Origin of the sequence: Enterococcus sp. 3G6_DIV0642, from assembly GCF_002140635.1 — a bacterium.
GTDB lineage: Bacteria > Bacillota > Bacilli > Lactobacillales > Enterococcaceae > Enterococcus_D > Enterococcus_D casseliflavus.
Genome location: NZ_NGLH01000001.1, coordinates 1,998,050 through 2,023,097 on the forward strand (window position 1 = coordinate 1,998,050; position 25,048 = coordinate 2,023,097).

Below are 25,048 nucleotides of genomic sequence, written 5' to 3' on the forward strand. Positions count from 1 at the left end.
TTCTTTTTGTATGTGAACTCTTTAGACACCGCCATCCTCCAAGCTTAGCAAATTTCCTTCTGGATCGCGGAAATAGGCAATATGAAAAGCTTGGTCCCCTTCCCCCAAAACGGTTTTACTCACTTCAAACACTACACCAGCATTGTTCATTCTCGTATAATCTTCTTCAAAATCCGTGGTGTGAAACGTTGCCGAAAGCGTATCAGATGAAATCCGATTATCCGAAATCGGATAGCCCTCCATTTGATCGATCACGGCATCCACTTGGAACATACCAAAAAAAGGCGCCTCCTCTTTCTTCGATGCAAAGCTTGTATAAGGACCTGACTCATCGCCATAAGTTGGTACCAAACCAACTTTTTCCGTATAAAAATGATAACACTTCTGATAGTCTCCTTTGACTTGAACGCAAGCTGTGATTCGTTGAATAGTCATTTGTCTTTTCTCCTTTTCCAATGTGTCTTCCATCAATTCAAAAGTAATTAAAGCATATTTTACCCATAATAGCATATTTAGCGAGTAAAATTTATTTCATTGTGAATTTTATCCGATAATCTAATCAAAATTAGCGTTGGTTTTCCCAAGAGTCACTTATATTAAAACCCAATCAGAGGAAAGGCGATAAACTTAGAGTCTTCTGATTGACTTTTACTTTTCTTAACCTAAAAAATGGGTAAACTATAACAAAGATTCCTTTTTGATAGATGTAATAAAATCAGACTATCCAAGTTAAATAAACATACTCTTACTTTATTTACTTTTTTTGAACACGATCAATTCGGTGATATCTTCAAAGAGTGATGGATTAGCGACATCAAAAATCACAGAAAAAAACTTCATTTTCGTGCCATTAGTTAGCGCCTTATGAATGGTTTCCTTTGTCTCTTCACTGATTGGTAAAGACAATAACTGTGTTCGGACTTTCTCGCTAAAGTGAAAAGAGACTTTGAAGAAGTCCTCCCACATCGAGAGCCAAAAAATTGGTTTTACTTTATTCGTTCCACGAGTCGTTGTCCATTTGTATTCGCCTTTGGACAACCACGCTTTTCCATCTTGGTAATAGCGCCAATCCATAAGAGAGATGCCCTCGTTTTCAAGGGTTTCGATAAAACGTTGATAAATGACATATCCTTCACCCAAAGATTCTGCAATCAGCTGCTCTGTTGGTTTCACGTTTTTGTCTCGAAACAATTGCTTTTTGCCTTCCATCCTTCCACTCAACTCCTTTGCGCTTCGTTTTTTAAGGTTTTCGCTACGTTACAATTTGATTTTGTTGATATCATCTGTGATGACCCAATCATCCATATTTTTGTCACGATTGTACTGAAATGGTGTTATTTCTTCTAATTCAGCGATTTCATAGACCGCTAGATACTTTTTCCCTGCCCAACGATCGACTTGTTTTTTCGATAAATTCAACTCTTTTTCATAGCGTTTTACAAAATCTATGGATTCTTCTTTCGTCATCTTTTCAGATTCAATCACGTTGGCAATGCTGCCCCGATGAGTGATGGTCAAATCGCCGCCGGTCTCCACAAAATACACAAGATCGTTGATTTTGGCTCTTCCTCCTAAAGGTGATTTTCTGCCGGCTGCCCCCCGAATGATCATTGTTTTGTCACCGTGAATCAGTTTCTCAAGCTCTTTGGCTTCCTTATTTAAATAGACCAAATGTTCTGCCCGACCGACTTTTCCTTGATACCATTCTGCTGGTTTTGTCATAAGAAGTTCCTCTTTTCATATGAATTGTTTTTTGAGCTGTTCATTCCATAGTGGCTAGTTATTGGAACGTTTTTTTAATGGTGTATAGGTGAGAGGTGCAACTGTTTAGATTGATGAATGAATAAAACTTTTGTGCAAAGGCATTAGGCGTGCCGCATCGGGCAAATGTTTCCGCATCTTCTTTCGTTTCGAACTTGGTGATGTCCGCCCAAGTTTCTCCATCTACGAATAATTCAAAAGAAAGGTATCCTCTTTGTTTGGAAATGTATTCTCGGTTTAATTGTTCAACGACACGAACAAATTCCGCTGTTGAAACGCCTTTTTTTAATTTGTACGAATTATGAAAAGCAACCTGTGCCATCGGGGCTTCCTCCTTTTAGATTCCATCAAGTAATAGAGCGTTTAAAAAAAAACTAACAGTTCTCCATTCAACCGTTCAAATGACTTTTTTAACGTCCGTTGTATTTCTACCCTGTCCTTTCTTAACAGTTGCAACAAAAAGTCCGTTCAGCAGGAGAGCATTTGGTACTAAAGCGAGCACTCAAGAACTTCCCCCAATAGTTTGTCGTGGGGAACGATCAAACATTTCTCCATTGCTTTCCAGTAACTTTCATACAACTTTTTTTGAGCTTTGCCATAATTTTCTTCGCTATCAAACTCCCAATAGTGAGCATATTTCACACATTTTATGACTCTCGTCAATGGATCTGGCAGGCGACCTTCCTTGATGGTCCTCATTTCTTTGATGTAATGGGTTCGTTTCATTAATCGAAAGAACAAAGCCCCCTCCATGGCCTTCATTGCCTCTGTTGCTTCCTGCATGACTGCTTCAAAGGTCTCAACACTACTGGGTTTCACTTGATAGATACTGATTTCTGAAAACACCCCGACCGCTCCTTTCACTTGTGATTTTCTTCTCAATTATAGTATACCAAGTTTACGTCGTTGATAGTTTGGTCATTTTATTCATTTCTCATTTATCTTCCGTTTATTATTGATTTAGCCTCCTACCTGCGGGATCAAATTGCTAAATTATAATTTCATAAAAAGGCTAGCAGCCGAGCTTTATCAGTAGGTCACCTGCCTGCCATAGTCACAAAAGGGATCATTAAGCTTTCGTCTACAAAAAAAGCAATCAACTTTTGACAGCAGACTGCTTTTTCTTAACGCTCATTAGTGCAAAAGGAACGGTTTTAGCTCTGTCTCGATAAAGTCGATGCGATCAAAGACAGTTGGCTTAAAATACGCCGTAATGGCGATAACAGTCTCTGATTCGGGATCAATATAAAGGACATTTCCACTATTGCCGATGGCGGCATAGGTGCTTTTCTCAGCATCCAAGATCCACCATAAATACCCATAACTCATATTTTGAAATTTCTCTATGTTTGTCTCTAGCGGATTGACCATTTCAGTGAGCCATTGTGAAGAAATCACTTGTTGTCCTTGATGGATGCCTTGGTTCAAGCATAGCTCACCGATTTTGGCTAAATCTTTTGCTGAAAGACAAAGCCCGTAACCTGCAGTGCCAATATTTAAAGGATCGCAAAACCAAACCGGTTTTTTTGGTGCCTTGCTCATCGTAAAGTGCTTATGCTCTTGTGCCGTTTCCGCATAATAATTGGTCAGTTCGGCTACACCAAGAGGTCGAAATAAATAATGGTTCGCATAATCAACGGTCGTCATTCCAGAAGCTTTCGCTAACAAACCAGTGAGGATTTGCAGACAAACGGTTTGATAATTGAATTCATTTGTCACTCCTTTTCTTCCTCCCAATAAATCAAGCGAGGCGCTGGTCCAGTCGTCACTCGAACAAACCTTTGTCCATGGATCACCTTTGCATTTATACGGGGCTCGCATCGTTAATAGGTGTTTGATCGTAATATCCTGAATCGTTTTTTCGCCCCGTTTTACTTGATAGTCTGGAAAATAATCGAGTACTTTGTCATTGACACTCCGGATGACACCTTGATCGATCGCTATCCCAACTAGTAGAGAAACGATACTTTTCGTAGCGGACATAAGGTGGCAAGTATCCTCTGGCTTATACTCATGCCATTCATCCGTGTAAACTTCCTTTCCATTTTGGTAGGCAGCAATTTGGCAAATATTAGGCTGGTTTTTACTGATACATGCATGCAGTTCTTGTCTATTCATTTGTGAAGCCTCCCTTCAAAGATAAGCATAATACCATTAAAAATTGTTTTCAATGTTATTTTTAAAATTGTTTTTGAAGGGTCTTTTAAAAGTCTATTAGCGGTGAATACGCAAAAAAAGGCCCTCAATGATAGAGGCGCCTTACTTAAAACTTTCGAATATCGATTTTTGATTTCTATCCAGATTTTTTGAGAGGATCGTTATCAGCAATTCTTCTAATGCGGAAACAGTGGCGATGGTCCCCAAAATCAAGATAACAATTTTTTCATGGAACATGATGAGCAACAACGGGAAAATACATAAAAGAAATCCGACTGCTTTGTTGAGCCATGTATGCAGACTACTAAAAGACCGATATTTTACATAGCCAATCAGATAACTGACAAAACGAATCATAGCATTCACTAGTAGCCAGACCCAAAGCGTATGTACCGCCAACAGCTGTGGTAGAAAAGAAAGAAAAACTGCGAGAAAAAAGCTTACATCTGCGAAACTATCTAGTAAGGCACCCACCTCACTCGTAAGATTCAACCTTCTTGCAAGCAGCCCATCAACGAGGTCGCTTACAAAACAATAGGAATAGAGCAGCCAAAACCAGCCAGACATTGGCTGAAGGAATAGTAAAAGTGGTGCGAGAATCAGTCGAGTAGTGGTAAGGATATTGGGTAAATGATTCATTTGTTCTCCTTGCATTTCATTTTCTTCACAAATTTTGAAAGCCTAAGATTATTTTACATGCATAAAAGAAGTCCAAAGACTTTTAAACGTTTTTTCTTTTGAGCGTCCTACAAGCCCTGATGCAATGTTTCAAAACTGGTCCTTAGTATTCCTTCAACAATCGTATCCGATCCGTACTTCCTGGTATCCGATTCTGCACCTTTGTCCATCCCCTTGCTTGGTACACTTCATATTCTTGAAAGCGGCAAGGAAGACCTTTTGCATGGGCGATATCACTTGTGTCCATCACTTGAAAATGCAGATGAGGCGAAGTCGAATTTCCTGAATGGCCAACGCTTCCGATCACCATCCCTTTGGTGATGTTTTGTCCTACGGAAACATTGACAGATCCATTTTGTAGATGGACAAATGCCATATAAACGCCCTCAGAAGCTTTTATCACAATGTAGTTTCCAGCTATTTGTTGATAATCATCTTTTTGTTCATTAAAAAACAAACCATTTTTTACAGCGATCGAAAAATCTCTGATCCAGTGAACGATTTTCCGTTCCCGATAGCCATCTCTTGCAACAATTACTTCGCCATCACAAGGCGCATAGATTTTTTCGCCCCAACAATAACAGCTCTCCAGCGGAACCCCTAAGAAGAAATAGCGCAGAAAGCTTCGATTATGAAAAGCTTTGGTTTTCCCCTCAAAATTAACTTGTAAAAAATCAAAGGCATAACGCAACCCCATTCGATCGGTACCATGGCTAGGAATCTTCTCGGCTGGTGTAGTCGGCGCAAGCCACTCACCTCTTAAGGGGAATCCAATGGTTATCGGCTGCTCTTTCATAGGGCTTTCTCCTTTTTGGATCACATGATCTCTTTTATTTTGAAATGACTATCAATCGCGCGGCACTCTATACCCGTGCTTTACTCCTTTTCACTATAGGTCACCTAAGGATTTTTTTCAACTCTAAAAAGTGGGCTAACGGGCGTGCCTATCAAAAAAACACCTCAATCATGTAGTGATTCCAAACTGTTAGACCAAAAATTCTAACTTTTGAGCGTCGCTTCATGGATGAGGTGTTCTTACATTTTATTTTTTTGTAGCTCTTGGCGGTGACGGCTAATCCATCTAGCTATCGTCTGACTAAATAGCATTTGTCCATCCTCTACTGTTTGCGCTCCACCAATCGATAGTAGACTCTTGCGGTGATGAAATACACCAGCAGATAAATCATTGTAAACAACAGGACAGAAATAATCGTTACCGTAATCAATAAGTTACGATCCGTCAGACCAAAAAGAATCAGTAATTTTCGAATCATTGGTAAAGCAAACGCCAAATGGATGATCGCTGCCACCAAAGGAAATGAGAAGATCATCAAAACTTGCTGCTGGATCACTTGCTTGACTTCCTTATGGCTTAACCCAACTTTTTGCAAGATCTCGAAACGTTCTTTGTCCTCCATCCCTTCGGAAACTTGTTTATAATAAATGATCAATGCAGCAGCTAAAATAAAGATCACACCAAAAATCAAGCCTAAGAAGAAGAAGCCGCCGGTAAAGGTTTTTGTCTCAACTTCAAAAAGATCTTTTGATTCAACGCTCGCCTGAGCATCTGCTGCCAGAAGTTCGCTGCGAATCTGTTTTGCGATGGCTTCGCGATCGCTTGCTTCTTCTGTTTGAAAATTAAAGACTGTTGTTGTCACTGGTTGCTGGTAAAGTTGAAACTCTTCGTTTTGATACCAAGCGCTTAGCTTTTCGGCAAGCCACTGATCATCCACCACGAGAACAAGATGCTGAACGGGGTTTTCTGTTTTCGTGAATGTTGGCAGTTCTTTCAATTCCCGCAAGCGAAATTGACGATCATCGATCGTCGTCTTTTCTGGTAACGCTTGATGCGTCCAGGTGGCGGGAAAAACGAATAGTTCGTCGTCAGCGGGTCCTGTTTTCCCAGTGATTTCATGGTATTCAGAACTGGTAAGAAAAATAAGATACACGGCTTTATCTAAACTACCGCTATTTTCTTCAAAATTGGTTGAGGGAACAAAATTTGGTTCCTCAAAGGTAAAAAGCAACGGTCTTGTTGTAGTGACTTGCTGGCGCTCTTTGATCGATAGCTTCTCCTCAAGTCCATTAATTGCTGTGTTGATTTGCTGGGAATCAGCCGCTGACTCAATTTGAACATCGTAAGGAAAACGGGTTTCGATCACATTCTTTTGTCCAAAATAAAGACTGGCGGTCGTAGCAACGGTCACTAACACCATCGTTGATAAAATACAAATACTTGCTAAACCAGCCGCATTTTGCTTCATCCGATACAACATGGTAGAGACATTGATAAAATGGGTCGTTTGATAATAATAGGTCGTTCGTTTTCTTAAAAACTGCAATGCTTTGATACTGCCCGCAATAAACAACAAATAGGTAGCCAAGATTACGAGGACGACGGCGACAAAGAACAGGCCTAATGCACTGATAGGAGATTTGATCGTCACAGAGATCGTATAGCCTGCCACTAAACAAAGGACACCTAATAGTGCCAAAATACCTTTTGCTCGTGGTTCTTTTTCATTACGCTTGCTTCCCTGCAGTAGTTGAAGTGGATTGGTTTTGCGGACTTGCAGTATGTCAAATAAAAATAAACAACCAAAGACGAACATAAAATACAGGATCACCAAGCCAATACTCTCAAATGACAGTTTGAAGACAAAGAACTCGCCTACGGCTAAGATTTTCTTCAGTATCAAAAATCCTAATCGTGCAAACAATAAGCCACTGATCAATCCGGCGGCAAGGCTAATGAGAAAACTGTAAAAGAGTTCCCAAAAGACCACGAAGACTATCTCACGTTTTCCTAGTCCTAAAACATTGTAGAGACCAAATTCTTTTTTTCGCTGCTTGATCAAAAAGTTATTGGTGTAAAAGGAAAAGATCGCCGCAAAAATCATGAGGATGATATTTCCTAAACGAAACATGAAGATGGCGCTTTGACTACTAGGAAGTTCCTTCATTCCTGGATTGTTCACGATGATTTGCGTCATCATCAAAACAGCCACCAAGAAACTCATGGATAATAAAAAGGGTGTGTAAGCTTTGGCATTTTTACGCAAATTGGAGAAGGCGATTTTTTGAAAGAACATTGGTTACTCCTCCTTTGCAAAGACAGCAGTCATTGTTTCGGCTATTGCTTCTAGAAAAGCGGTATTGCTGCGATCCCCTCGATACAGCTGGTGAAACACATACCCGTCTTTGATAAACAAGACGCGTTGTGCGCGACTGGCTGCGATCGAACTGTGAGTGACCATCACGATCGTCTGTCCATTTTGATTGATCTGTTGAAATAATGTCAGCAGTTGATCAGAGGTTTTCGAATCCAGCGCTCCGGTTGGCTCATCTGCTAATAGCAGTTCCGGTTTTGTGATGATTGCTCGTGCGACAGCAACTCGTTGTTTTTGTCCGCCAGACAATTCATACGGATAGTGCTGCAATAAATCGGCGATCCCTAAAGTTTGTACGATAGGTTGAAGCTGCTTTTCCATTTGTTTGACGGAAACTTTTGATAAAACTAATGGCAATAAAATATTGTCTTTTACCGAAAAGGTGTCTAATAAATTAAAGTCTTGAAAAACAAAGCCTAAGTGATCCCGTCGAAAACTCGCTGCGTCTTTTTCTTTGATCGTGGTCAGATCGATGCCATTCAGCTGCATTTCACCCGCTGTTGGTTGGTCTAACGTCGCCATCAAGTTCAGCAACGTACTCTTTCCCGAACCTGATTCCCCCATGATAGCGACATATTCCCCTTCTTCTACCATAAAGGTAATATTTTTCAACGCTTCAACGGGTTGTCCGTTCAGCTGGCTTTGATAGATTTTTTTTACTTGTTGAATGTTTAAAAGTGTCATCTTGTTCCCTCCTTCCTTTTTAGAATAAGCTGACTGGCAGAAAAAAGCGACTTACAATAAAAACCGCAAACTTACAGTGTTGAAAGTTTGCGGCTATCGGTTATTTGTGGTGGGAAAATGAAGCGTGACGATGGTTCCCTGTCCCACTTCAGAATCAATCGCTAAACGGCAGCCGATTTTTTCAGCCGCTTGTTGACTCATATATAAGCCTAGCCCGCTCGCTCGTTGCTGAAAGCGACCATTTTTTCCCGTATATCCTTTCTCAAACACCCTTGGCAAGTCTTCCTTACGAATACCAATGCCGCTATCTTGAATCACTAAGGCATTGTCTTTAGTGAAAACGTTGATGCCACCAGTTTCGGTATACTTCAAGCTATTGAAAAGAACCTGTTCAAAAATAAAAACGAGCCACTTTCGATCGGATGTCACCGTCAAATCCACCGCCATGTCCAGTTGCAGATTCTTTTTCGAGAAAAACAAGGCATACTTTTTGATCGTTTGACGAACGAGGGGCGCTAAAGCAATCGACTCAAAGACAAAATCTTCATTCGCTAAATTTTGTCGTAAATAATTCAACATCATTTGCAAGTAATCATTCACCTTAAATAATTCCGCTTTGACCTCCGTCGGTGACAACGAATCGCTTTGGACCAAAAGATCCAGCGCAGCTAGAGGCGTTTTGATTTGATGAAGCCACAAGCCGAAATCTTCATAAATTTCTTCATTTTTTAACGCTGCCTTGTAATCAGAAGTGGTTTTTTCTCTTGCCAATTGTTTAAGAAGGGCTTGGTATTCGTCTTCTAAACGATTTCGAGTGGCAGGCAAGAACGCCAACGCCGCTTCCGTCATACGTTGTTTTCTTAATAAATGCTGCAGCTGCTTTCTTTTTTGTGCGTAACGAAAATAATGAAAAAGGGAAAGTCCCCCTAAGATCACCCCTGAAAAGACCACATAGTCAATGAAGGGCTCCAATGAAAGGCTGTGGAGAAAGAATAGCCCAAATAGGCCCGCACTAAACAGCAGGTAAACGAGATAAAACTTTCCATAAAGGACGAAATATTCTTTCACGTTAGTCATAGGCGTGTTCCTTTTCTATCAAATACCCTTTATTCTTTACTGTCTGGATCAAATCGGATAGTTCGATCTGGCTTAATTTTTTTCGCAAGCGGGTCATATTGACCGCTAATGTGTTATTATCGATGAATTCTTCACTATTCCAGAGCATTTCAATGATGGTCTCTTTGGCTACGATCTTCCCTCGATGCTGCAAAAGCAAGGAAAGAATCCGAGCTTCATTTGGAGACAGTGGCAACTGTTCCCCCTGTTTTTTTAATACATTTTCTGTGGGATAAAAGGTTACTTGCCCTATCTCAAAGGTCAGCGCTTGTTGGTGGCTATACTGATAGCTCCGCCGCAGCAATGCTTGGATTTTTGCCAAAACGAAGGCTAAATCAAAGGGTTTTGTTAAATAATCATCTGCTCCCATGTTCATCGCCATGATCTGATTCATCTGTTGATCCATCGACGAAAGGAAAATGATCGGCACTTCTGACTTCTTGCGAATTTCTTGGCACCAATTATACCCGTTGTAATAAGGCAGCGAAATATCTAAAAGAACGAGATCCGGTTTGATCTCATGAAACTCTTGCAAGATGCTAGCAAAATTCTTCGCGGAAACACATTCGTACCCCCATTGCTGTAAATATTCTGCTAGAACAGAGACGATCGTTGCATCATCTTCAACAAGATATATTTTTTGCATGTCTTTCTCCTCTCTGTTGATTAATCACTTGCTTCTTTACAGACAGTGTACCAGAAAAGAAAAAGAATCGTCTAGATGGGGGGAACCTTTCAAAGGGCTGTTTTTCCTCAATCCTCTGCCAATCGAGCAAGAATTTCTTGGTAACGCTGTGTGGCAAAGGGACTGATATGCCCTTTTTGGCAAAAATTCAGTTTCCCCAGTTTGGGTACGACCCGTTCTACGATGACATTGCCATTTTGAACTTTCGATTCAAACTGCTGCAAAGCCTCCAAAAATCGTGCGTCTTTTCTGGCAGAAGGATAAAAAGACAAGACATACAGATAATAAAAAAGATTGTATCCTCTAAAGGGGTATTCTGTCTGCATAAATAATGTACCCATCCCATAATGACAGGGACTGATTGGCTGACGGATCTCCCAATGAGCAAGCAAAAATTCGCTTGCTTGCTTAAGAGTTTCCATTTTTTCACGATCATGAATATAGCGAAAAGCATCAAGGACCGTTAACGTCGTCATTGGCGTGGAAAAGTGGGTCTCCGGGCCGCGACCAAAACTATACTTATTACACTTCCAGCCGCCATCTGCTTCCTGAGTAGCAAGAAAATAGTGAACGGTCTGTTGCAGCCGCTGGTCCCTTGTGTAACCAAGAGCACACAGCGTTCGCAAAGCCAACGCCGTATGACATGGATAGATCCCCCCTGACGGAGAAATTTTAAATCTGCCATCTTCTCTCCATCCTTGAAAGATCAATGCGGCTGTCTCTTTTAATAAGTTCTCCTCAGGAGACATACCAAGTTCAAGTAAATAAAGAGGACTTTCTAAGGTCGTAAAGGGTGCTCCTTTTAGTAATTTATGGTCTGGCGTCGACCATAAATCGGCGCCATGATCATATTGATGGGAAATGATTGCTTCGATGTCTTGCTGAACCCTCTGATCCATATTGATCTTCCTCCCTCTCTTAAGTGTCGTGCCATCAACCCAATAATCCTCATTGACCCACGGTGCACTCGCTTCTAGAATGATAAAAATTCGAACGTTTTTTAACACACGAGTTAGGTTTTTATTTGTGAATTGTCCAAATGAATTTTAGAAATCAAATAGTTTTTTCCAGACGGACGTACTTTTAAAAAGAATGTTCTAGTTTTCCTGATGACAGGTTTTAAAAAAGTTTGTCTCTGATATCACATGGTTATACGAACCCCACAATGAAAGATCACCTGAATAGGAACACGTTCACGCAACAAGTTCATGCCACGCTCTTTTAGTAAAAGGAATCAGGCATAATGAAATAGTTCAAAACGAATGCCTTCTGGGCTTTCAAAGAATAAGGCATAGTAGTTAGGAGCGATGCGCTCTTTGTACTCCATTGGTCGATCGTGAAGGATCTTTACCCCTAAAGCTTTTATTTTGGGAAAGATCGCATCTACTACTTCGCGGCTTTCCGCCTTAAATGCTATGTGTTGAACAGAGCCAGGTTTTCTTGAATCGATTTTCTCGTTCTTCCATTCTTTTCGTGGGGAACAAATGCCGAAATCAAATGAATCGCCTATATATTCTACTACTTCCATATCAGCATGTTCTAAGTACCCAGAATATTTCTTCTGAAGGTCAAAACCTAATAGTGCAAATAATTGATCATAAAAGCCTTCTGCTTTTTTTACATCATTGACTGTGATTTGGATATGGTGAAACTGAATGTTCATATTCGCTCCTTTCTGGCTAACAAAATAAGTGTTTCAGGAAAAAAGCCGCTTGCGGAAGTTTGATTCAACTAAATTAGCTAGGAAGCTCACTTAATGTAGAAATCACCTTTTCCATTGCCGTTGCTACTTCTTTAGGCAACTTATTATAGCCATCATTTTCTGTCTCTTGAGCCAAAATAAAGTCCAGCCGTCCTTGCATCCGCTCTCTTAAATGAGCAACATAGGAGGCATCTTGAAAATCGACTTTAAAGCCTGTTACTGGCAGGAAACTCATTTCGGTGATCCCACCGAAATTTTTAAATTCAGCCTCGCCTTCCACAATTTTTTCAATCGATGTTAGTGTGACTTCAGGCGTGACTTTCTTGCCTTTGTAAAAGCCTGTATTTAGAATATAACAAGCCGTTTGGTTTTCTTTAAACAAGTGCATGAAATGGGCAAAATCTTCCCCTAAAGGATAGACTCTAAATGGATTGGCATAAGGTTCGATGACCAGTTTATCTATATCCGTGGTCTCGACAATATGTTCAGCTGTCGTGCGCTTCGTAGCTAAGGTCAAACCAAAAACAGCGGCTAAAATCGGATCGTCAATTTTTACTACCGGAGGCAGCGTGTTATCTTTCATGATCCAAAATACGGCATCGATCGGCGAATCTAAATGGTCCACCCGATTAGGTGTGACATATCGTGATTTGACGGTTCGACCATTCCCATTACGAATATCTTGGGTCACGAGGACCTTTTTTCCTTTCTCGTCTAAAGTAACCCCAACATTTTGACAGGTGATAAAGTAGCGGACATTTGGGTTGGTTAGTGGATAGTCTTGCGTTTTATCAAAATAAGAAGGCTCCAGTGCAGTGGAGGCACCATTTGTTTGATTAATCACAAATGCATCGTCATGCAGAACCTTGATCTCATATTTGCCATCATGTTCTGCCAATGTGATAGTCGATTTTCCTGATCCTGAAAGACCAAAAGCAGCCATCGTAAATGTTCGATTCGGTAACTGATACTGCTTCATTCCCCCATGACACGCCACAAAGCCATGGCGATGCGCGGTAGCCCAAGCCAAAGTTAATGTCGCTTTTTTCAATTCACCAAAATAGTTTAAACCTAAGACTGCCGCAACATTGTGTTCAGGATCAAAAAGAGACAGCCCGTAAGGAAAATCAGGATGAGACCAGTCTGGATCAGCGTACAAAAAAATGTCCGTCTCTGGATATTCTTTGGAACGTTGGTATCTTTCCTCCCATGATTTCGTCATCAATTGAAAATTCAACAAATAAGAGTAAAAATTGGTTTCATAGTGCTCTGGTATCAACAGGTGAGCTTTGACCATAAACGCTTCGTCTAATCCTACAACAACTTCACCACCATAAAATTGCTTGCGGGTTCCATGATATAAGGCATCTCGCAAAATGTCTTCATATAATTCTCGCTGGATTCCAGGATGTCCGATGATGCGTCGAGCTGACGCTGTTCGTCCAACAACTTTTCCGTCATTAAACACGATGACTTTTGCATCCTCTGGTAGTCCTAACTCCTTGGTGTGTGATACCGGCATATCCGTAAGAATAGCCCCAGAAGATTCTTTTGCTAAGTGATAGGCAGTGGCTAGATCATCAATCCAAGTGACATTGTTCCCATAAAAAGCTGACTCTATCAACACTTTAAAACTAGACAAATGCGTATTTTGCGGTGTAATCTCTTTGTGTGAAAATGCACGAATCGTTGCCATGTGCAATCCCTCCTAACAAAAATTTTCTATTCACTACGTTTATTATAATACTTTCTAATCACTACACGCCATATTTTTATACACATTAACTATAAATTGCCGACAAACCATTTTGTTAAAGGATTTGGCTGTCTGCATATTTGTAGCTTCACTGCTTTTTGCATTGATTTTGTCCCCGCTCATCAATAGTGAGAAAGAACAAAAAAAACTGGAACAAAAAAGAGTGTCTTTCTGTTCCAGTTTCTGGTTTTATATTTCATCCATTCCAAACGTCACAATCGACGTAATTAGATAAACAGATGGGTTATAGTTGCTTATTTATCAATTGACTCGCTTTCTCTAGCAACTTTGGTATCGTAAGATTTTATGACAATTACCATAATAAGAATTCACGGTCAAAATTGCTGAAAAGAAGCTCGTTTTTTCTTAACGACGTTCTAACAACACGACACACTCCACATGGGTCGTTTGTGGGAACAAATCAACAGGTTGGACTTCTTTTGTCACATACCCTTCTTCCGCAAATAACGCGAGGTCACGAGCCAAGGTTGCTGGATTGCAGGAAATGTAGACGATGCGCTCTGGTTTAACCGCAGCAGTCGTTTCGATAAAGCTAGCATCTAAACCTTTGCGAGGTGGATCAACGAAGACGACTGTCGGTTGAATGCCTTCGCGTAGCCATTGCGGCATGATTTTTTCGGCTTTACCGATAAAGTAATGCACGTTTTCGACACCATTTCTTTTGGCATTGGCTTTGGCATCGTTCACTGCTTCAGGAATGACTTCCATCCCTAACACTTCTTTCACGCGATCAGCCAAACTAATCCCGATCGTTCCGATTCCTGCATAAGCATCCACAACGACATCATTTTCAGACAGTTGTGCCATCTCGAAGGCGGTTTGGTACAAGACTTCTGTTTGCGCTGTGTTGACTTGGTAGAAAGATTTCGCTGAGATTTGGAAGGTTTTGCCTAATAATTGATCATCGATTGATGACTTGCCATACAAAACACGCTCGAACTCGCCCATGATCACATTGGTTTTTTCTTCATTGATGTTTTGAATGACAGAAACAACTTCTGGAATCTCTTCGTGGATCACTTCCGCGATCTCTTCTCCCTTGAAGAATTTCGGTTTACGTGTCACTAATACGACCATCATTTCACCTGAGTGATGCCCACGACGAACGACAATGTGGCGTAAGAACCCTTCATGGGCTTCTTCATTGTAGGCTTTGACATTGAAGCGCTGCAAGATATCTCTGACTTTGATGATTGCTTGATCGATGTTTGGATCTTGAATATAAAAGTCTTCGATCGGTACCAGAGTATGACTGTTTTTGCGGTAAAATCCAGTCGTTAATTTCCCATGAATCTTTTGCACAGGGATTTGCGCTTTGTTGCGGTAACCAAATGGTTTTTCCATTCCGATTGGTGCATTGACCTTGATTTCAGGCAGTTTGGCGATTTTAGCCAAAACATTCTCTACTTGCTGCTGTTTGAAGGCTAATTGTTTGTCATAGCTCAAATGACTCAATGGAGCGATACCGGTGCGCAGCAATGCTTCATTCGGCAATTCTTGCCGATCAGGACTTGCTTGCAACAATTTCATCACTTTGGCAAAACCAAATTTGTTTCCGACTTTCAACACTTTGACTAAGGCACGTTCATTTGGCAGGGTGTTTTCAATAAATAATAAGTACCCATCGACTTTGGCGATCCCATTTCCTTCATGGGAAAGATCCAAAATATCAACTTCAAGTTCCTGATTCTTTTTAACAGGATAATTTTTCATAGATTTCTCCTTTGTGCTTGCTTTCTTCATTTTAAAAAGGAATGGCCGAAATTGCAAGCGGTGCTTATTCTAACGGTTCAATTTGACTTCGAGCAAAAAAGAACCGAAGGAGGGAAATCGGCTGATTGCTTTTTCTGGGTCCTGCGGCGAAGAGCCGCTGCAACACAGGAGCAATCCCTTTTCCATCCTTCGGAAAATCGAACAGATCAGAAGTGTTTAAAACTTTTGATCACTGTTTTAGTTATCAGTTATTTTTCTTTTTCTGTGATTTTTCCCGTTCGCTCTTGTTCAAGATTTGTTTTCTTAAACGAATGCTTTCTGGTGTTACTTCACAGTATTCATCATCATTCAAGAATTCCAGTGATTCTTCCAAAGAAAGAATACGAGGTTTCTTGATAACTGAGGTTTGGTCTTTGTTTGCTGAACGGACGTTGGTCATTTGTTTTGCTTTCGTGATATTGACCGTTAAGTCTTTGTCACGAGAGTTTTCACCAATGATCATTCCTTCGTACACTTCGGTACCTGGTTCAACGAAGACCGTTCCACGTTCTTCAATACTCATGATCGAGTATGTTGTTGCTTTTCCTGTATCGATCGATACAAGTGCACCTTGATGACGGCCACCAATTTGTCCTTGGATCATTGGCAAATATTGATCGAAAGTGTGGTGCATGATGCCGTAGCCGCGAGTCATTGATAGGAATTCTGTCGTGTAACCGATCAAGCCACGAGCTGGTGCCAAGAAAATGATCCGTACTTGTCCATTCCCTGTATTGATCATATCTTGCATTTCTGCTTTACGCATTCCCAATGATTCGATTACTGATCCCATGTATTCTTCTGGGGTATCGATTTGCACTCGTTCAAATGGTTCACATTTCACGCCATCGATTTCGCGTTCGATAACTTCTGGACGAGAAACTTGCAATTCAAAGCCTTCACGACGCATATTTTCGATCAAAATTGACAAATGAAGTTCGCCACGTCCAGAAACGATCCATGAATCAGGTCCGATTGGATCCACACGCAATGAAACGTCTGTTTGCAATTGCGCCATTAAGCGTTCTTCAATTTTACGAGCGGTTACGAATTTTCCTTCGCGACCCGCAAATGGTGAATTGTTCACGATAAAGGTCATTTGCAAAGTTGGTTCATCAATGTGTAAAACAGGTAATGAATCTTGATGATCGATTGGTGTAACAGTTTCACCAACGAAGATATCTTCCATCCCAGAAACGGCAATCAAATCACCGGCTTTGGCTTCTTGGATTTCTAAACGTTTCAAACCGAAGAAACCGAAAAGTTTCGTCACACGGAACTTTTTAACTTCTCCGTTTAATTTCATCAATGCAACTTGGTCGCCGACTTTGATTGATCCGCGGAAGACACGGCCAATACCGATACGTCCAACGTAGTCATTGTAATCAAGCAATGATACCTGGAATTGCAATGGTTCATCGCTGTTGTCGATTGGCGCTGGAATATGTTCGATGATCGTATCAAACAATGGTGCCATCGTTTTTTGTTGATCAGCAGGATCATCTGATTCACTTGAAGTTCCGTTGATCGCAGAAGCGTAGATCACTGGAAAGTCCAATTGGTCATCGTCGGCACCTAATTCGATAAATAGTTCTAAGACTTCATCGACGACATGCTCAGGACGAGCAGATGGTTTGTCGATTTTGTTGACAACTACGATTGGCACTAAGTGTTGTTCCAACGCTTTTTTCAATACGAAACGTGTTTGAGGCATCGTTCCTTCATAAGCATCAACAACCAAAACAACACCATCGACCATTTTCATGATCCGCTCTACTTCACCACCGAAGTCCGCGTGTCCTGGGGTATCCATGATATTGATTTTTGTACCGTTGTATTCAACCGCTGTATTTTTCGCTAAGATCGTGATGCCACGTTCTTTTTCGATCGCATTTGAATCCATCGCCCGTTCTTGTAATTGGGTATGGCTATCTAACGTTTGGGATTGTTTCAATAATTCATCAACTAATGTAGTTTTTCCGTGGTCAACGTGGGCAATAATAGCGACGTTGCGGATATCATTTCTAATATTCAATTTATAAACTCCTTTTTTGGTGACATTGCACTCGACAAGCCATTATACCAGAATTTCTTTCTGAAATATAGTGCAAAGTTTTCATTTTTGCAGAAAAAACCAGATATTAATAAAATATCTGGTTTTTTCTTATTGATTAACGATCGCCAATAATTCTTCAAAAGCTTTCGGTGTACCGCCTACGAACAATTCCCGTCCATTCAAGGAAAGCGGCTCTCCTTTAATGTTTGCCATCTTTAATCCAAGGGTTTCTAACAAAACGCCCCCTGGCGCATAATCCCATGGCGCAAGATGAGAAAGATAGCCTGCTCTTTGTCCTTTAGCGAGGGCGATCAGCTCTACCCCAGCACAGCCAGTCATACGAATGCCTAATGCTTTGTCACTGACCTCGGTTTCGTGGTGGCGGTTATGGATCAACATGGGCGAATTCAAGCCAACGAGACCTTCGGATAAGGCAATATCTTTCGGCGGTTCGATCTTCTCGCCATTGTTATAGACACCAATCTCTGGACCACCCCATAAGAATTCATCTTTCATAACATTATAGACAAAGCCAAAGCGCCCTTTGCTCTCTTCGTAAATCGCGATCATGATACAAAAGTTTTCTTTTTCTAACACGAAATTCATCGTTCCATCGATCGGATCAATGATGAAGACCCGCCCACTCATGTCGGCAAGTGTGTCCAGTCCGTTTTCTTCACCTAAAATTTTGGCATCCGGATCATAGGATTGGATCTTACCAATCAGAAAATCTTGCGTGGCTTTATCCAATTCTGTCACTAAGTCTTTCCGTCCTGATTTTGTCTCGACCACTAAGTCTTCTTTATTTAAATTGTCTTTGATCGTTTCACCTGCAGCGATCATCCACTGGCGAACTTCATTAACGATTTCATGCATTCGTTGATCTACCCTTTCATTTTTAGTTTTCCCTCAGTCTTTTTCGCTGCCTGCACAGCATGGTACAGCGAATAGCCTGATAGTTCTTCAAATTCTCTGCCTAAACGTCGTTCCTCGCCAATGCTAGGAACGACTTTCTTAAAGGCTTGATACGCCTCAAGAAACGTACTACTAGGAAGGCCTTTTTCATAGGCTTGTTCTAATCGTTCCCACATCTTCATGACGACGACCATTTCATCTGTCGACCAATCTAAGTCAAGAGGATATTGATAATCCCGCATATTACCACTCCTATTCATCTTATTCAGTGTACCACAAAATTGAAAATAGGTCAGAGCCTCCGCTGCAAAAAAGGTACATCCTAGCAATGAATGTACCTCTTGTATACAAACTATTGAGATTTTTAAAAGCTGAAATCCGTGAATCTCAAATAAGAAGGAAATTCCTTTTTTCTTCCAACGAGATTGCTTAGTAAAAGATGACCGATTTCAAAAAGGTTCGTCTAGAAAAGCCCGCAAAAACAAAAAATTTTTAATGATAGTAATTGATTTCCACCACTGTTTACTTATGAAAAACTCTGGATAATCCGTTCCCCATTGCCATGGAATGACAAATGATCCATCTTCTTGTTGGTATTTTAAAATTTCTTGGGCTTCTTTTTTACATAATTCTTCACTAAAGATCCCAAGCAGCTGCTCTCTTGTAAAGAAAAAATTTGAAGGTTTACTGACATAAGACGTGAACCACTCTTCTGGCTCGTTTGAGACAGTATGGCGAATTTGCTGGAATAAGATCTCGCGAAAGCGGTCATTTGCTAAAACAGGCTGATACTGGATTTCTTCACAGTCTTGTAATAATTCTAGATAGACGACTAATGTGTGCATTTCACTGGTTGGTTCCTTAAGGAAACTTGCAACTGCTGTTTCGACAATTTCTTGTGCTTTTTGATAGAGGGTAGTTTCCCCTGTTTTTAAGATCATACCAGCTAGACTTACTGTTGGGTTGTCTGCTGGCACGCCTACAGGACTCTCCCACCAAATCGCATGCGGATAGGATACCGTTGACGGCACTTGGTTGAACCATTTCCCTTCAGAAAACTCTTTTCCACTAGCTAAATACCTTAAAATCCCTTGGACTTGTGGATTTGTCGAATGAAGGCATTCAAGCTCTCTTAAAATTCGACATGCCTCCCACACTGCAATCGGTGTACTGTTGGGATTCCAATGATCAGGTTCCAAACCATGCCCATACCCACCATCTTCATTTTGGTAGAATTGTAACGCCTGTAATACAGCCTCGCGAGATCCATTTTCAAAATGATACTGCCAACGAGCAAGGTCTAAAGGGCGCGCGTTTTTGTAAATAAATTTTCGAGCATTTTCGAATGCTTCCACATCTTCGCCTCCTTTGGCTTTCTTTCATTATCTCTTACTTTCCTAATGATTACAACGCTTACATCACTACCATTTCTCTGAATGACCATTCTCAAAATAGCTTCTTGGCATTTTTTAAGAAGCATACTTTTGGTGTTTCTCTTTGCATGATGTTACAGTAAGAATAACAAGAAAAAGGAGGAATTCTCTTGCGTTTAGAAAACAAAAAAATCATTGCCTTAGTCGACAATGATTTCGAAGATTTAGAATTGTGGTACCCGGTCCATCGGTTACGGGAAGAAGGCGCGCAAGTCGATTTAGTCGGTGAAGAAGCGCATAAAACGTATATTGGCAAATACGGTGTACCCGCAGAATCAGCCTATGCTTTTTCTGATATTCATGCCGATGACTACGATGCCATCTTAGTTCCAGGTGGTTGGGCGCCTGATAAATTACGACGTTTCCCAGAGGTCATCTCTTTCGTGCAAACGATGGACAAAGACGAAAAAGTCATTGGTCAAATCTGTCATGCAGGCTGGGTCTTGATTTCTGCGAATATCCTGCAAGGCAAGACGGTCACCAGTACACCAGGCATCAAAGATGATATGACAAATGCTGGAGCCACATGGGTGGATACACCTGTGGTTACGGATGGACATATCGTTTCCAGCCGCCGTCCCCCAGATCTACCAGACTATATGCGGGAATTTATCGCTGTATTAGAAAAGAAATAGTACCCGTTGATCAGATTCAAAAGAGTTGCGACCGAAGCAAATACGGCCGCAACTCTTTTTTCTACTTAGCGGTCATTCGCTTACGATCGCTAATATCTTGTTACTTTTAGGGATTTTTTTCACACCGATAAAGGTCAATGCAGCACCTAGAACGGCAAACCCAGTCCCAATCAAAAGCATTTCCCAGACACCGAAGCTTTGGATCAGCATCCCGCCCAAAAGATTGCCGATCACGCCACCGATCGTGGTAGCAATGATAATAATCGTTTGTCCAAAAACCCGATCTTCATCTGCCAAACTATGGTTGAACAAATAAGCCGAAGCTGGAATAAACAAGGCAAAACTAACCCCTTGCATCAAATGGCTCATTTCCATCAGGATGATGGAGCTGATCAACAGCATCAGCACCCCACGAATGGCAAAGGCAACACTGGACAGCAACAGCCAAAAACGGCTAGACCGTATCCTCACTAACTGTTCAAAGAAAATCATGCCTGGCAATTCGCATAACGCCGCAATCATCAGGGCGATGCCAACTTCCTTACTGCCACCGCCAATATCGGCAAAAATTTGTGCCAAAAAGCTGTTGATCATCGTATGGAAGCTGAAGAGAAAGCTAAACCCGACAAAGAGAAAGAGTAAAAAAGGATATTTTTTCAAAAAGGCCCCTGAATGACTTTGTTCTGTAAGCATCACGGGCATTTCTGGCTTCTTGATCGCTGGCAGCAAAAGCAAAATAATGAGAAACAAAACGGCCTGCCCGATAGCGATCATAGGCAAAAGGGCTGCCGAAAACTCCTCCAAGAGCTGCCCCAGTAAAAAGGAGGTCCCCGCAAATCCTAGTGACCCACCCGCACGCGAAAAGCCAAAATTGATTTTGTTGCCGCTATTCGTGTATTCAAACGCCAAGGCGTTGAGAAAGGACTGCATGGAAACGAGCAAAATCCCTCCTAAAACATAGGTCAGTATTGATAATGCAGGGAAAATCACACCTGCTAAGAGCACCGCGACCACGCCGCTTGTCATCGTTTTCAAGACAACGATCAGCGGTACTTTACTTTTTTTGATAATGATTTGACTGATGAAGGGCTGCAAAATCGTAGACGCAATATTGACTAAGGCTAAAATACCGCCAATTTTTGCTGGATCGACCTTGAAATAAATCAAAAAAAGGGTCGCAAAGCCATAGATTGAGCAAAACATCATCCAATAAAGAAATTGCAAACTTGTGTAGTAAAACCGAATCCTCTTGTCACTTGCATGATTACGCATACATCCCCCACCTTATCCATATTCCTTAGCAACTAAATATAGCATAGAACCGATGGATTTACTATCCTTCTACCAACAGAAACCGCAGTTTTATTTGAAACACTAACCGACAACAAAAAAGCGCAGCATAGTATCCTGCGCTTTTCCTACTGCTTCAACTATTTAGAGCTGTTGGAAGGCTTGCGTGAGATCTTCCAAGAGATCGTTGATGTTTTCCAATCCAATGGATAGGCGAATCGTCTCTGGACGAATTTTGGCTGCTGCAAGTTCTTCTACGCTAAGCTGGGAATGGGTCGTCGAAGCTGGATGGATGATCAAGGACTTTGCATCCCCGACATTTGCCAGCAAAGAGAAGAGCTTGGTTGCGCCACAAAAGGTTTTGCTTGCTTCTGCTCCACCCTTTAATCCAAAGGAAAAGACGGAACTGGTCCCTTTGGGGAAATACTCCTGCGCCCGTTCAAAATAGGGGCTGTCCGGCAGTGTTGGGAAGTGAACCCAAGAGACTTCCGAGTGCTTGGCTAAAAATTCAGCAACTTGTTGCGCATTTTCTACATGACGTTCCATCCGCAACGAAAGCGTCTCGATGCCTAACAGCAACACCCATGAATTGAAGGGAGAAATCGTAGCGCCTGTATCCCGTAAAAGAATCGTTCGTGCTCGAGTGATATAGGCAGCGTTACCAGCGGCTTCTACCCATGAGATTCCATGGTAGCTATGATCGGGATCGACCAGCTTGGGAAATTTGCCATTTGTCCAATCAAAGTTGCCGCTGTCGATAATGGCCCCTCCCAAAGCAGCACCGTGACCACCGAGGTATTTTGTCGTGGAATAAACGACGATGTCCGCCCCATGCTCAAATCCTCGAAACAGATAGGGAGTCGCAAAGGTATTGTCAATGATGAGGGGAATCCCTGCTTCATGAGCGATCGCTGCAATCTTTTTAAAGTCGGCAATATCAATATCTGGATTGCCTAAAGACTCTAGAAAAACTGCTTTAGTATTTTCTTGGATGGCTGCTTTTAGTGCTGCCAGATCTTCACTATCAACAAAGCTTGTAGTGATGCCAAAATCTGGCAACGTATGAGCGAATAAATTATAGGTCCCCCCATAAATTGAAGCAGCAGAAACGATATGATCTCCTGCTTGTGCAAGATTTAAAATCGCATAGGTGATCGCTGCTGAGCCAGAAGCCGTTGCTAACGCACCGACACCGCCTTCTAAGAGGGCTAGTCGTTCTTCTAGAACAGCCGTTGTCGGATTGGTAATACGGGTATAGATATTGCCATTCTCACTAAGACTAAATCTCGCTGCCGCTTGATCTGCGTCCTCAAACACATACGATGTGGTTTGATAAATGGGTACGGCGCGACTCCCTGTAGTAAGATCTGGTGTTTGTCCTCCGTGTAATTGAATCGTCTCAAATCTTTCTGTCATACTATTCCTCCTTAATAATACAAATAAAAAAGCCCTCTGATATCGAGATATCAAAGGACGTGTTTACGTGTTACCACCTTTATTCAAGCAGACTTTCCAGCATGCTTCTCAGCAAGTACGCGACAAATTAACGTCGTTATACTCTGACGCGATAGCGGGCGCACCCGGATCTTCTTATCTTTCGTACAAGTTCAGAAGATCACCTCTGAGGCCATTTTCGATTGATTCTACAAGTTCTTCTTACACCCTACGAAGACTCTCTAGGCTTGCCAAATCAATGTACTTTCCTCATCAACGGTTGAAATATTAAGAGCATCGTATCATTTACAGAAGATTCTGTCAATAGTTTAGGATCGCTTTATTTTTGGTGATAAAAAAACTCGTTCACCAAATGATGAACGAGTTTCAAAAAGCTTAAATGTGGATTGGTAAACCTAGAGCTAACTCAGCAGCATCCATTGTGATCTCACCTAGAGATGGATGTGGATGGATGGTTAACGCGATATCTTCTGCGTTCATGCCAGATTCAATAGCAAGAGCAAGTTCTGAAACCATATCGCTTGCTCCTAAACCAGCAATTTGCGCACCGATGATCACATTGTCTTCAACCGTTGTTACTAAGCGAATGAATCCTTCGGTTTTTCCTAGAGATAACGCACGACCGTTACCTGAGAATGGGAATTTGAATGCTTTTGCTTCAATTCCAGCATCCTTGGCATCTTTGATGGTCATACCGACAGAAGCCAATTCTGGGTCAGTAAAGGCAACTGCAGGCATCGCTTTGTAATCAACAGCAACTTTTTTGCCAGAGATTGCTTCAGCAGCGATTTTTGCTTCGTAGCTGGCTTTATGTGCTAATGCAGCACCAGGAACGATATCACCAATTGCGTAGATGTTTGATACGTTGGTACGGCCTTGTTTGTCAACCGTGATCAATCCGCGGTCGCCTACTTCAACACCTGCTTGTTCCAAGCCCATGTCATCAGTATTTGGACGACGGCCAACAGTAACCATCACGTAATCAGCAGTGACTGATTCTTCTTTACCATCTACGGCATATTTCACAGTTACGCTATCGCCATTGTCAATTGCTTCTTTCGCCATTGCGTTGGTAACGACTGTTACACCTTTTTTCGCAAAGTCTTCTTCAACCAATTTGACCATGTCTTTTTCATAGGTTGGCAAGATTTGAGGAGAACCTTCAAGGATCGTTACTTCTGCACCTAGGTTTGCATACGCTGCACCTAGTTCAGAACCGATGACACCGCCACCGATAACAACAAATTTTTTAGGAACTTCTTTTAATGCCAATCCGCCAGTTGAATCAAGGACACGTCCGCCGAATTTGAAACCAGGGATTTCAATTGGACGAGAACCTGTTGCGATGATTGCATTGTTGAAAGAGTAAGTTTGTGCTGAATCTGGGTGGATGACACGCAATGTGTGATCATCAACGAAGAAAGCTTCTCCTTCAATTGTTTCAACTTTATGTTTTTTCAATAGGAAACCAACACCAGAAGTTAACGTTTTAACGACTTTGTTGTCTTTCCATTCTTGTGTTTTGGTAAAATCAAGGGAAACATTTTCACTTGTTACACCAAACATTGTTGAATCCAAAGATTCTTGGTAATGATGACCTGCAGCGATCAAGGCTTTTGAAGGGATACAACCAACGTTTAAACAAACGCCGCCGATGTATTCTCTTTCAATGATTGCTACTTTTTGTCCCATTTCAGCAGCGCGGATGGCAGCTACATAGCCGCCAGGTCCCGCACCGATTACAACTGTATCTAATTCAACAGCAAAATCTCCAACTACCAT

General features: G+C 41.5%; 24 protein-coding genes and 1 other annotated feature. Of the genes, 1 reads left to right on the forward strand and 23 read right to left on the reverse strand.

Going from position 1 to position 25,048, the window contains the following annotated elements; translation table 11 throughout:
- Nucleotides 1-21: 21 nt before the first annotated feature.
- The 20 genes from A5878_RS09560 to A5878_RS09660 all read right to left on the reverse strand — a co-directional run bounded on the left by A5878_RS09560 (nt 22) and on the right by A5878_RS09660 (nt 19,808).
- On the reverse strand, nt 22-435 hold the full coding sequence (locus A5878_RS09560; RefSeq protein ID WP_034858575.1) for a VOC family protein: 414 nt from the start codon (nt 433-435) through the stop codon (nt 22-24).
- Nucleotides 436-750: 315 nt separating this feature from the next.
- Nucleotides 751-1,209, reverse strand: coding sequence for a DUF3788 family protein (locus A5878_RS09565; protein ID WP_081116907.1), 459 nt, complete (start codon nt 1,207-1,209; stop codon nt 751-753).
- 48 nt (nt 1,210-1,257) lie between these two features.
- Nucleotides 1,258-1,722, reverse strand: coding sequence for a hypothetical protein (locus tag A5878_RS09570; protein ID WP_074535246.1), 465 nt, complete (start codon nt 1,720-1,722; stop codon nt 1,258-1,260).
- A gap of 58 nt (nt 1,723-1,780) precedes the next feature.
- Complete coding sequence (locus A5878_RS09575; protein ID WP_074535245.1) at nt 1,781-2,083, reverse strand: antibiotic biosynthesis monooxygenase; 303 nt, start codon at nt 2,081-2,083, stop codon at nt 1,781-1,783.
- A 167-nt stretch (nt 2,084-2,250) separates the two neighbouring features.
- Entirely contained in the window at nt 2,251-2,625 is a 375-nt protein-coding gene (locus A5878_RS09580) for a hypothetical protein (protein WP_005230091.1), read from the reverse strand.
- A 270-nt stretch (nt 2,626-2,895) separates the two neighbouring features.
- Nucleotides 2,896-3,879 (reverse strand): serine hydrolase, encoded by a 984-nt coding sequence (locus A5878_RS09585; RefSeq protein WP_074535244.1) that lies wholly within the window; start codon nt 3,877-3,879, stop codon nt 2,896-2,898.
- A gap of 141 nt (nt 3,880-4,020) precedes the next feature.
- On the reverse strand, nt 4,021-4,572 hold the full coding sequence (locus A5878_RS09590) for a CDP-alcohol phosphatidyltransferase family protein (protein WP_086295487.1): 552 nt from the start codon (nt 4,570-4,572) through the stop codon (nt 4,021-4,023).
- Between the two features lie 127 nt (nt 4,573-4,699).
- Complete coding sequence (locus A5878_RS09595) at nt 4,700-5,392, reverse strand: M23 family metallopeptidase (protein ID WP_074535242.1); 693 nt, start codon at nt 5,390-5,392, stop codon at nt 4,700-4,702.
- Nucleotides 5,393-5,714: 322 nt separating this feature from the next.
- Nucleotides 5,715-7,688 carry an ABC transporter permease gene (locus A5878_RS09600; protein ID WP_074535241.1) on the reverse strand — a complete coding sequence of 658 codons (1,974 nt, stop codon included), beginning with the start codon at nt 7,686-7,688 and terminating at the stop codon, nt 5,715-5,717.
- A gap of 3 nt (nt 7,689-7,691) precedes the next feature.
- Entirely contained in the window at nt 7,692-8,450 is a 759-nt protein-coding gene (locus A5878_RS09605; protein WP_010749611.1) for an ABC transporter ATP-binding protein, read from the reverse strand.
- Between the two features lie 93 nt (nt 8,451-8,543).
- Nucleotides 8,544-9,527 (reverse strand): sensor histidine kinase, encoded by a 984-nt coding sequence (locus A5878_RS09610; RefSeq protein WP_086295489.1) that lies wholly within the window; start codon nt 9,525-9,527, stop codon nt 8,544-8,546.
- Nucleotides 9,520-10,212: a response regulator transcription factor gene (locus A5878_RS09615; protein WP_086295491.1), complete on the reverse strand. Its 693-nt coding sequence runs from the start codon at nt 10,210-10,212 to the stop codon at nt 9,520-9,522. Before A5878_RS09615 ends, A5878_RS09610 begins: the two co-directional genes overlap by 8 nt.
- Before the next feature lie 107 nt (nt 10,213-10,319).
- On the reverse strand, nt 10,320-11,150 hold the full coding sequence (locus A5878_RS09620; RefSeq protein WP_074535239.1) for a prenyltransferase: 831 nt from the start codon (nt 11,148-11,150) through the stop codon (nt 10,320-10,322).
- Between the two features lie 335 nt (nt 11,151-11,485).
- Nucleotides 11,486-11,914, reverse strand: coding sequence for a VOC family protein (locus tag A5878_RS09625; protein ID WP_010749608.1), 429 nt, complete (start codon nt 11,912-11,914; stop codon nt 11,486-11,488).
- Nucleotides 11,915-11,987: 73 nt separating this feature from the next.
- Entirely contained in the window at nt 11,988-13,649 is a 1,662-nt protein-coding gene (locus A5878_RS09630; protein ID WP_074535238.1) for a phosphoenolpyruvate carboxykinase (ATP), read from the reverse strand.
- 426 nt (nt 13,650-14,075) lie between these two features.
- Nucleotides 14,076-15,443 carry a 23S rRNA (uracil(1939)-C(5))-methyltransferase RlmD gene (rlmD, locus tag A5878_RS09635; protein WP_074535237.1) on the reverse strand — a complete coding sequence of 456 codons (1,368 nt, stop codon included), beginning with the start codon at nt 15,441-15,443 and terminating at the stop codon, nt 14,076-14,078.
- A gap of 244 nt (nt 15,444-15,687) precedes the next feature.
- Complete coding sequence (gene typA, locus A5878_RS09640; RefSeq protein WP_005236363.1) at nt 15,688-17,517, reverse strand: translational GTPase TypA; 1,830 nt, start codon at nt 17,515-17,517, stop codon at nt 15,688-15,690.
- Between the two features lie 129 nt (nt 17,518-17,646).
- The gene (locus tag A5878_RS09650) at nt 17,647-18,414 is read right to left on the reverse strand and encodes an inositol monophosphatase family protein (RefSeq protein ID WP_074535235.1); all 768 of its coding nucleotides are present in this window, start codon (nt 18,412-18,414) and stop codon (nt 17,647-17,649) included.
- 8 nt (nt 18,415-18,422) lie between these two features.
- Nucleotides 18,423-18,695 (reverse strand): UPF0223 family protein, encoded by a 273-nt coding sequence (locus A5878_RS09655; protein ID WP_008381425.1) that lies wholly within the window; start codon nt 18,693-18,695, stop codon nt 18,423-18,425.
- A 207-nt stretch (nt 18,696-18,902) separates the two neighbouring features.
- Nucleotides 18,903-19,808, reverse strand: a complete 906-nt coding sequence (locus tag A5878_RS09660) for a hypothetical protein (RefSeq protein WP_086295493.1) — start codon at nt 19,806-19,808, stop codon at nt 18,903-18,905.
- Nucleotides 19,809-19,996: 188 nt separating this feature from the next.
- Between A5878_RS09660 and A5878_RS09665 the strand changes: the two genes are divergently transcribed.
- Nucleotides 19,997-20,521, forward strand: a complete 525-nt coding sequence (locus A5878_RS09665) for a type 1 glutamine amidotransferase domain-containing protein (RefSeq protein ID WP_005230058.1) — start codon at nt 19,997-19,999, stop codon at nt 20,519-20,521.
- 72 nt (nt 20,522-20,593) lie between these two features.
- Here A5878_RS09665 and A5878_RS09670 read toward each other — a convergent pair whose 3' ends face one another.
- The 3 genes from A5878_RS09670 to lpdA form a co-directional block, all read right to left on the reverse strand.
- Entirely contained in the window at nt 20,594-21,793 is a 1,200-nt protein-coding gene (locus tag A5878_RS09670; protein ID WP_074535233.1) for an MFS transporter, read from the reverse strand.
- 162 nt (nt 21,794-21,955) lie between these two features.
- On the reverse strand, nt 21,956-23,227 hold the full coding sequence (locus A5878_RS09675; protein WP_086295495.1) for an O-acetylhomoserine aminocarboxypropyltransferase/cysteine synthase family protein: 1,272 nt from the start codon (nt 23,225-23,227) through the stop codon (nt 21,956-21,958).
- 50 nt (nt 23,228-23,277) lie between these two features.
- Nucleotides 23,278-23,531 (reverse strand) — a binding site (T-box leader).
- 110 nt (nt 23,532-23,641) lie between these two features.
- Entirely contained in the window at nt 23,642-25,048 is a 1,407-nt protein-coding gene (gene lpdA, locus A5878_RS09680) for a dihydrolipoyl dehydrogenase (protein WP_086295497.1), read from the reverse strand.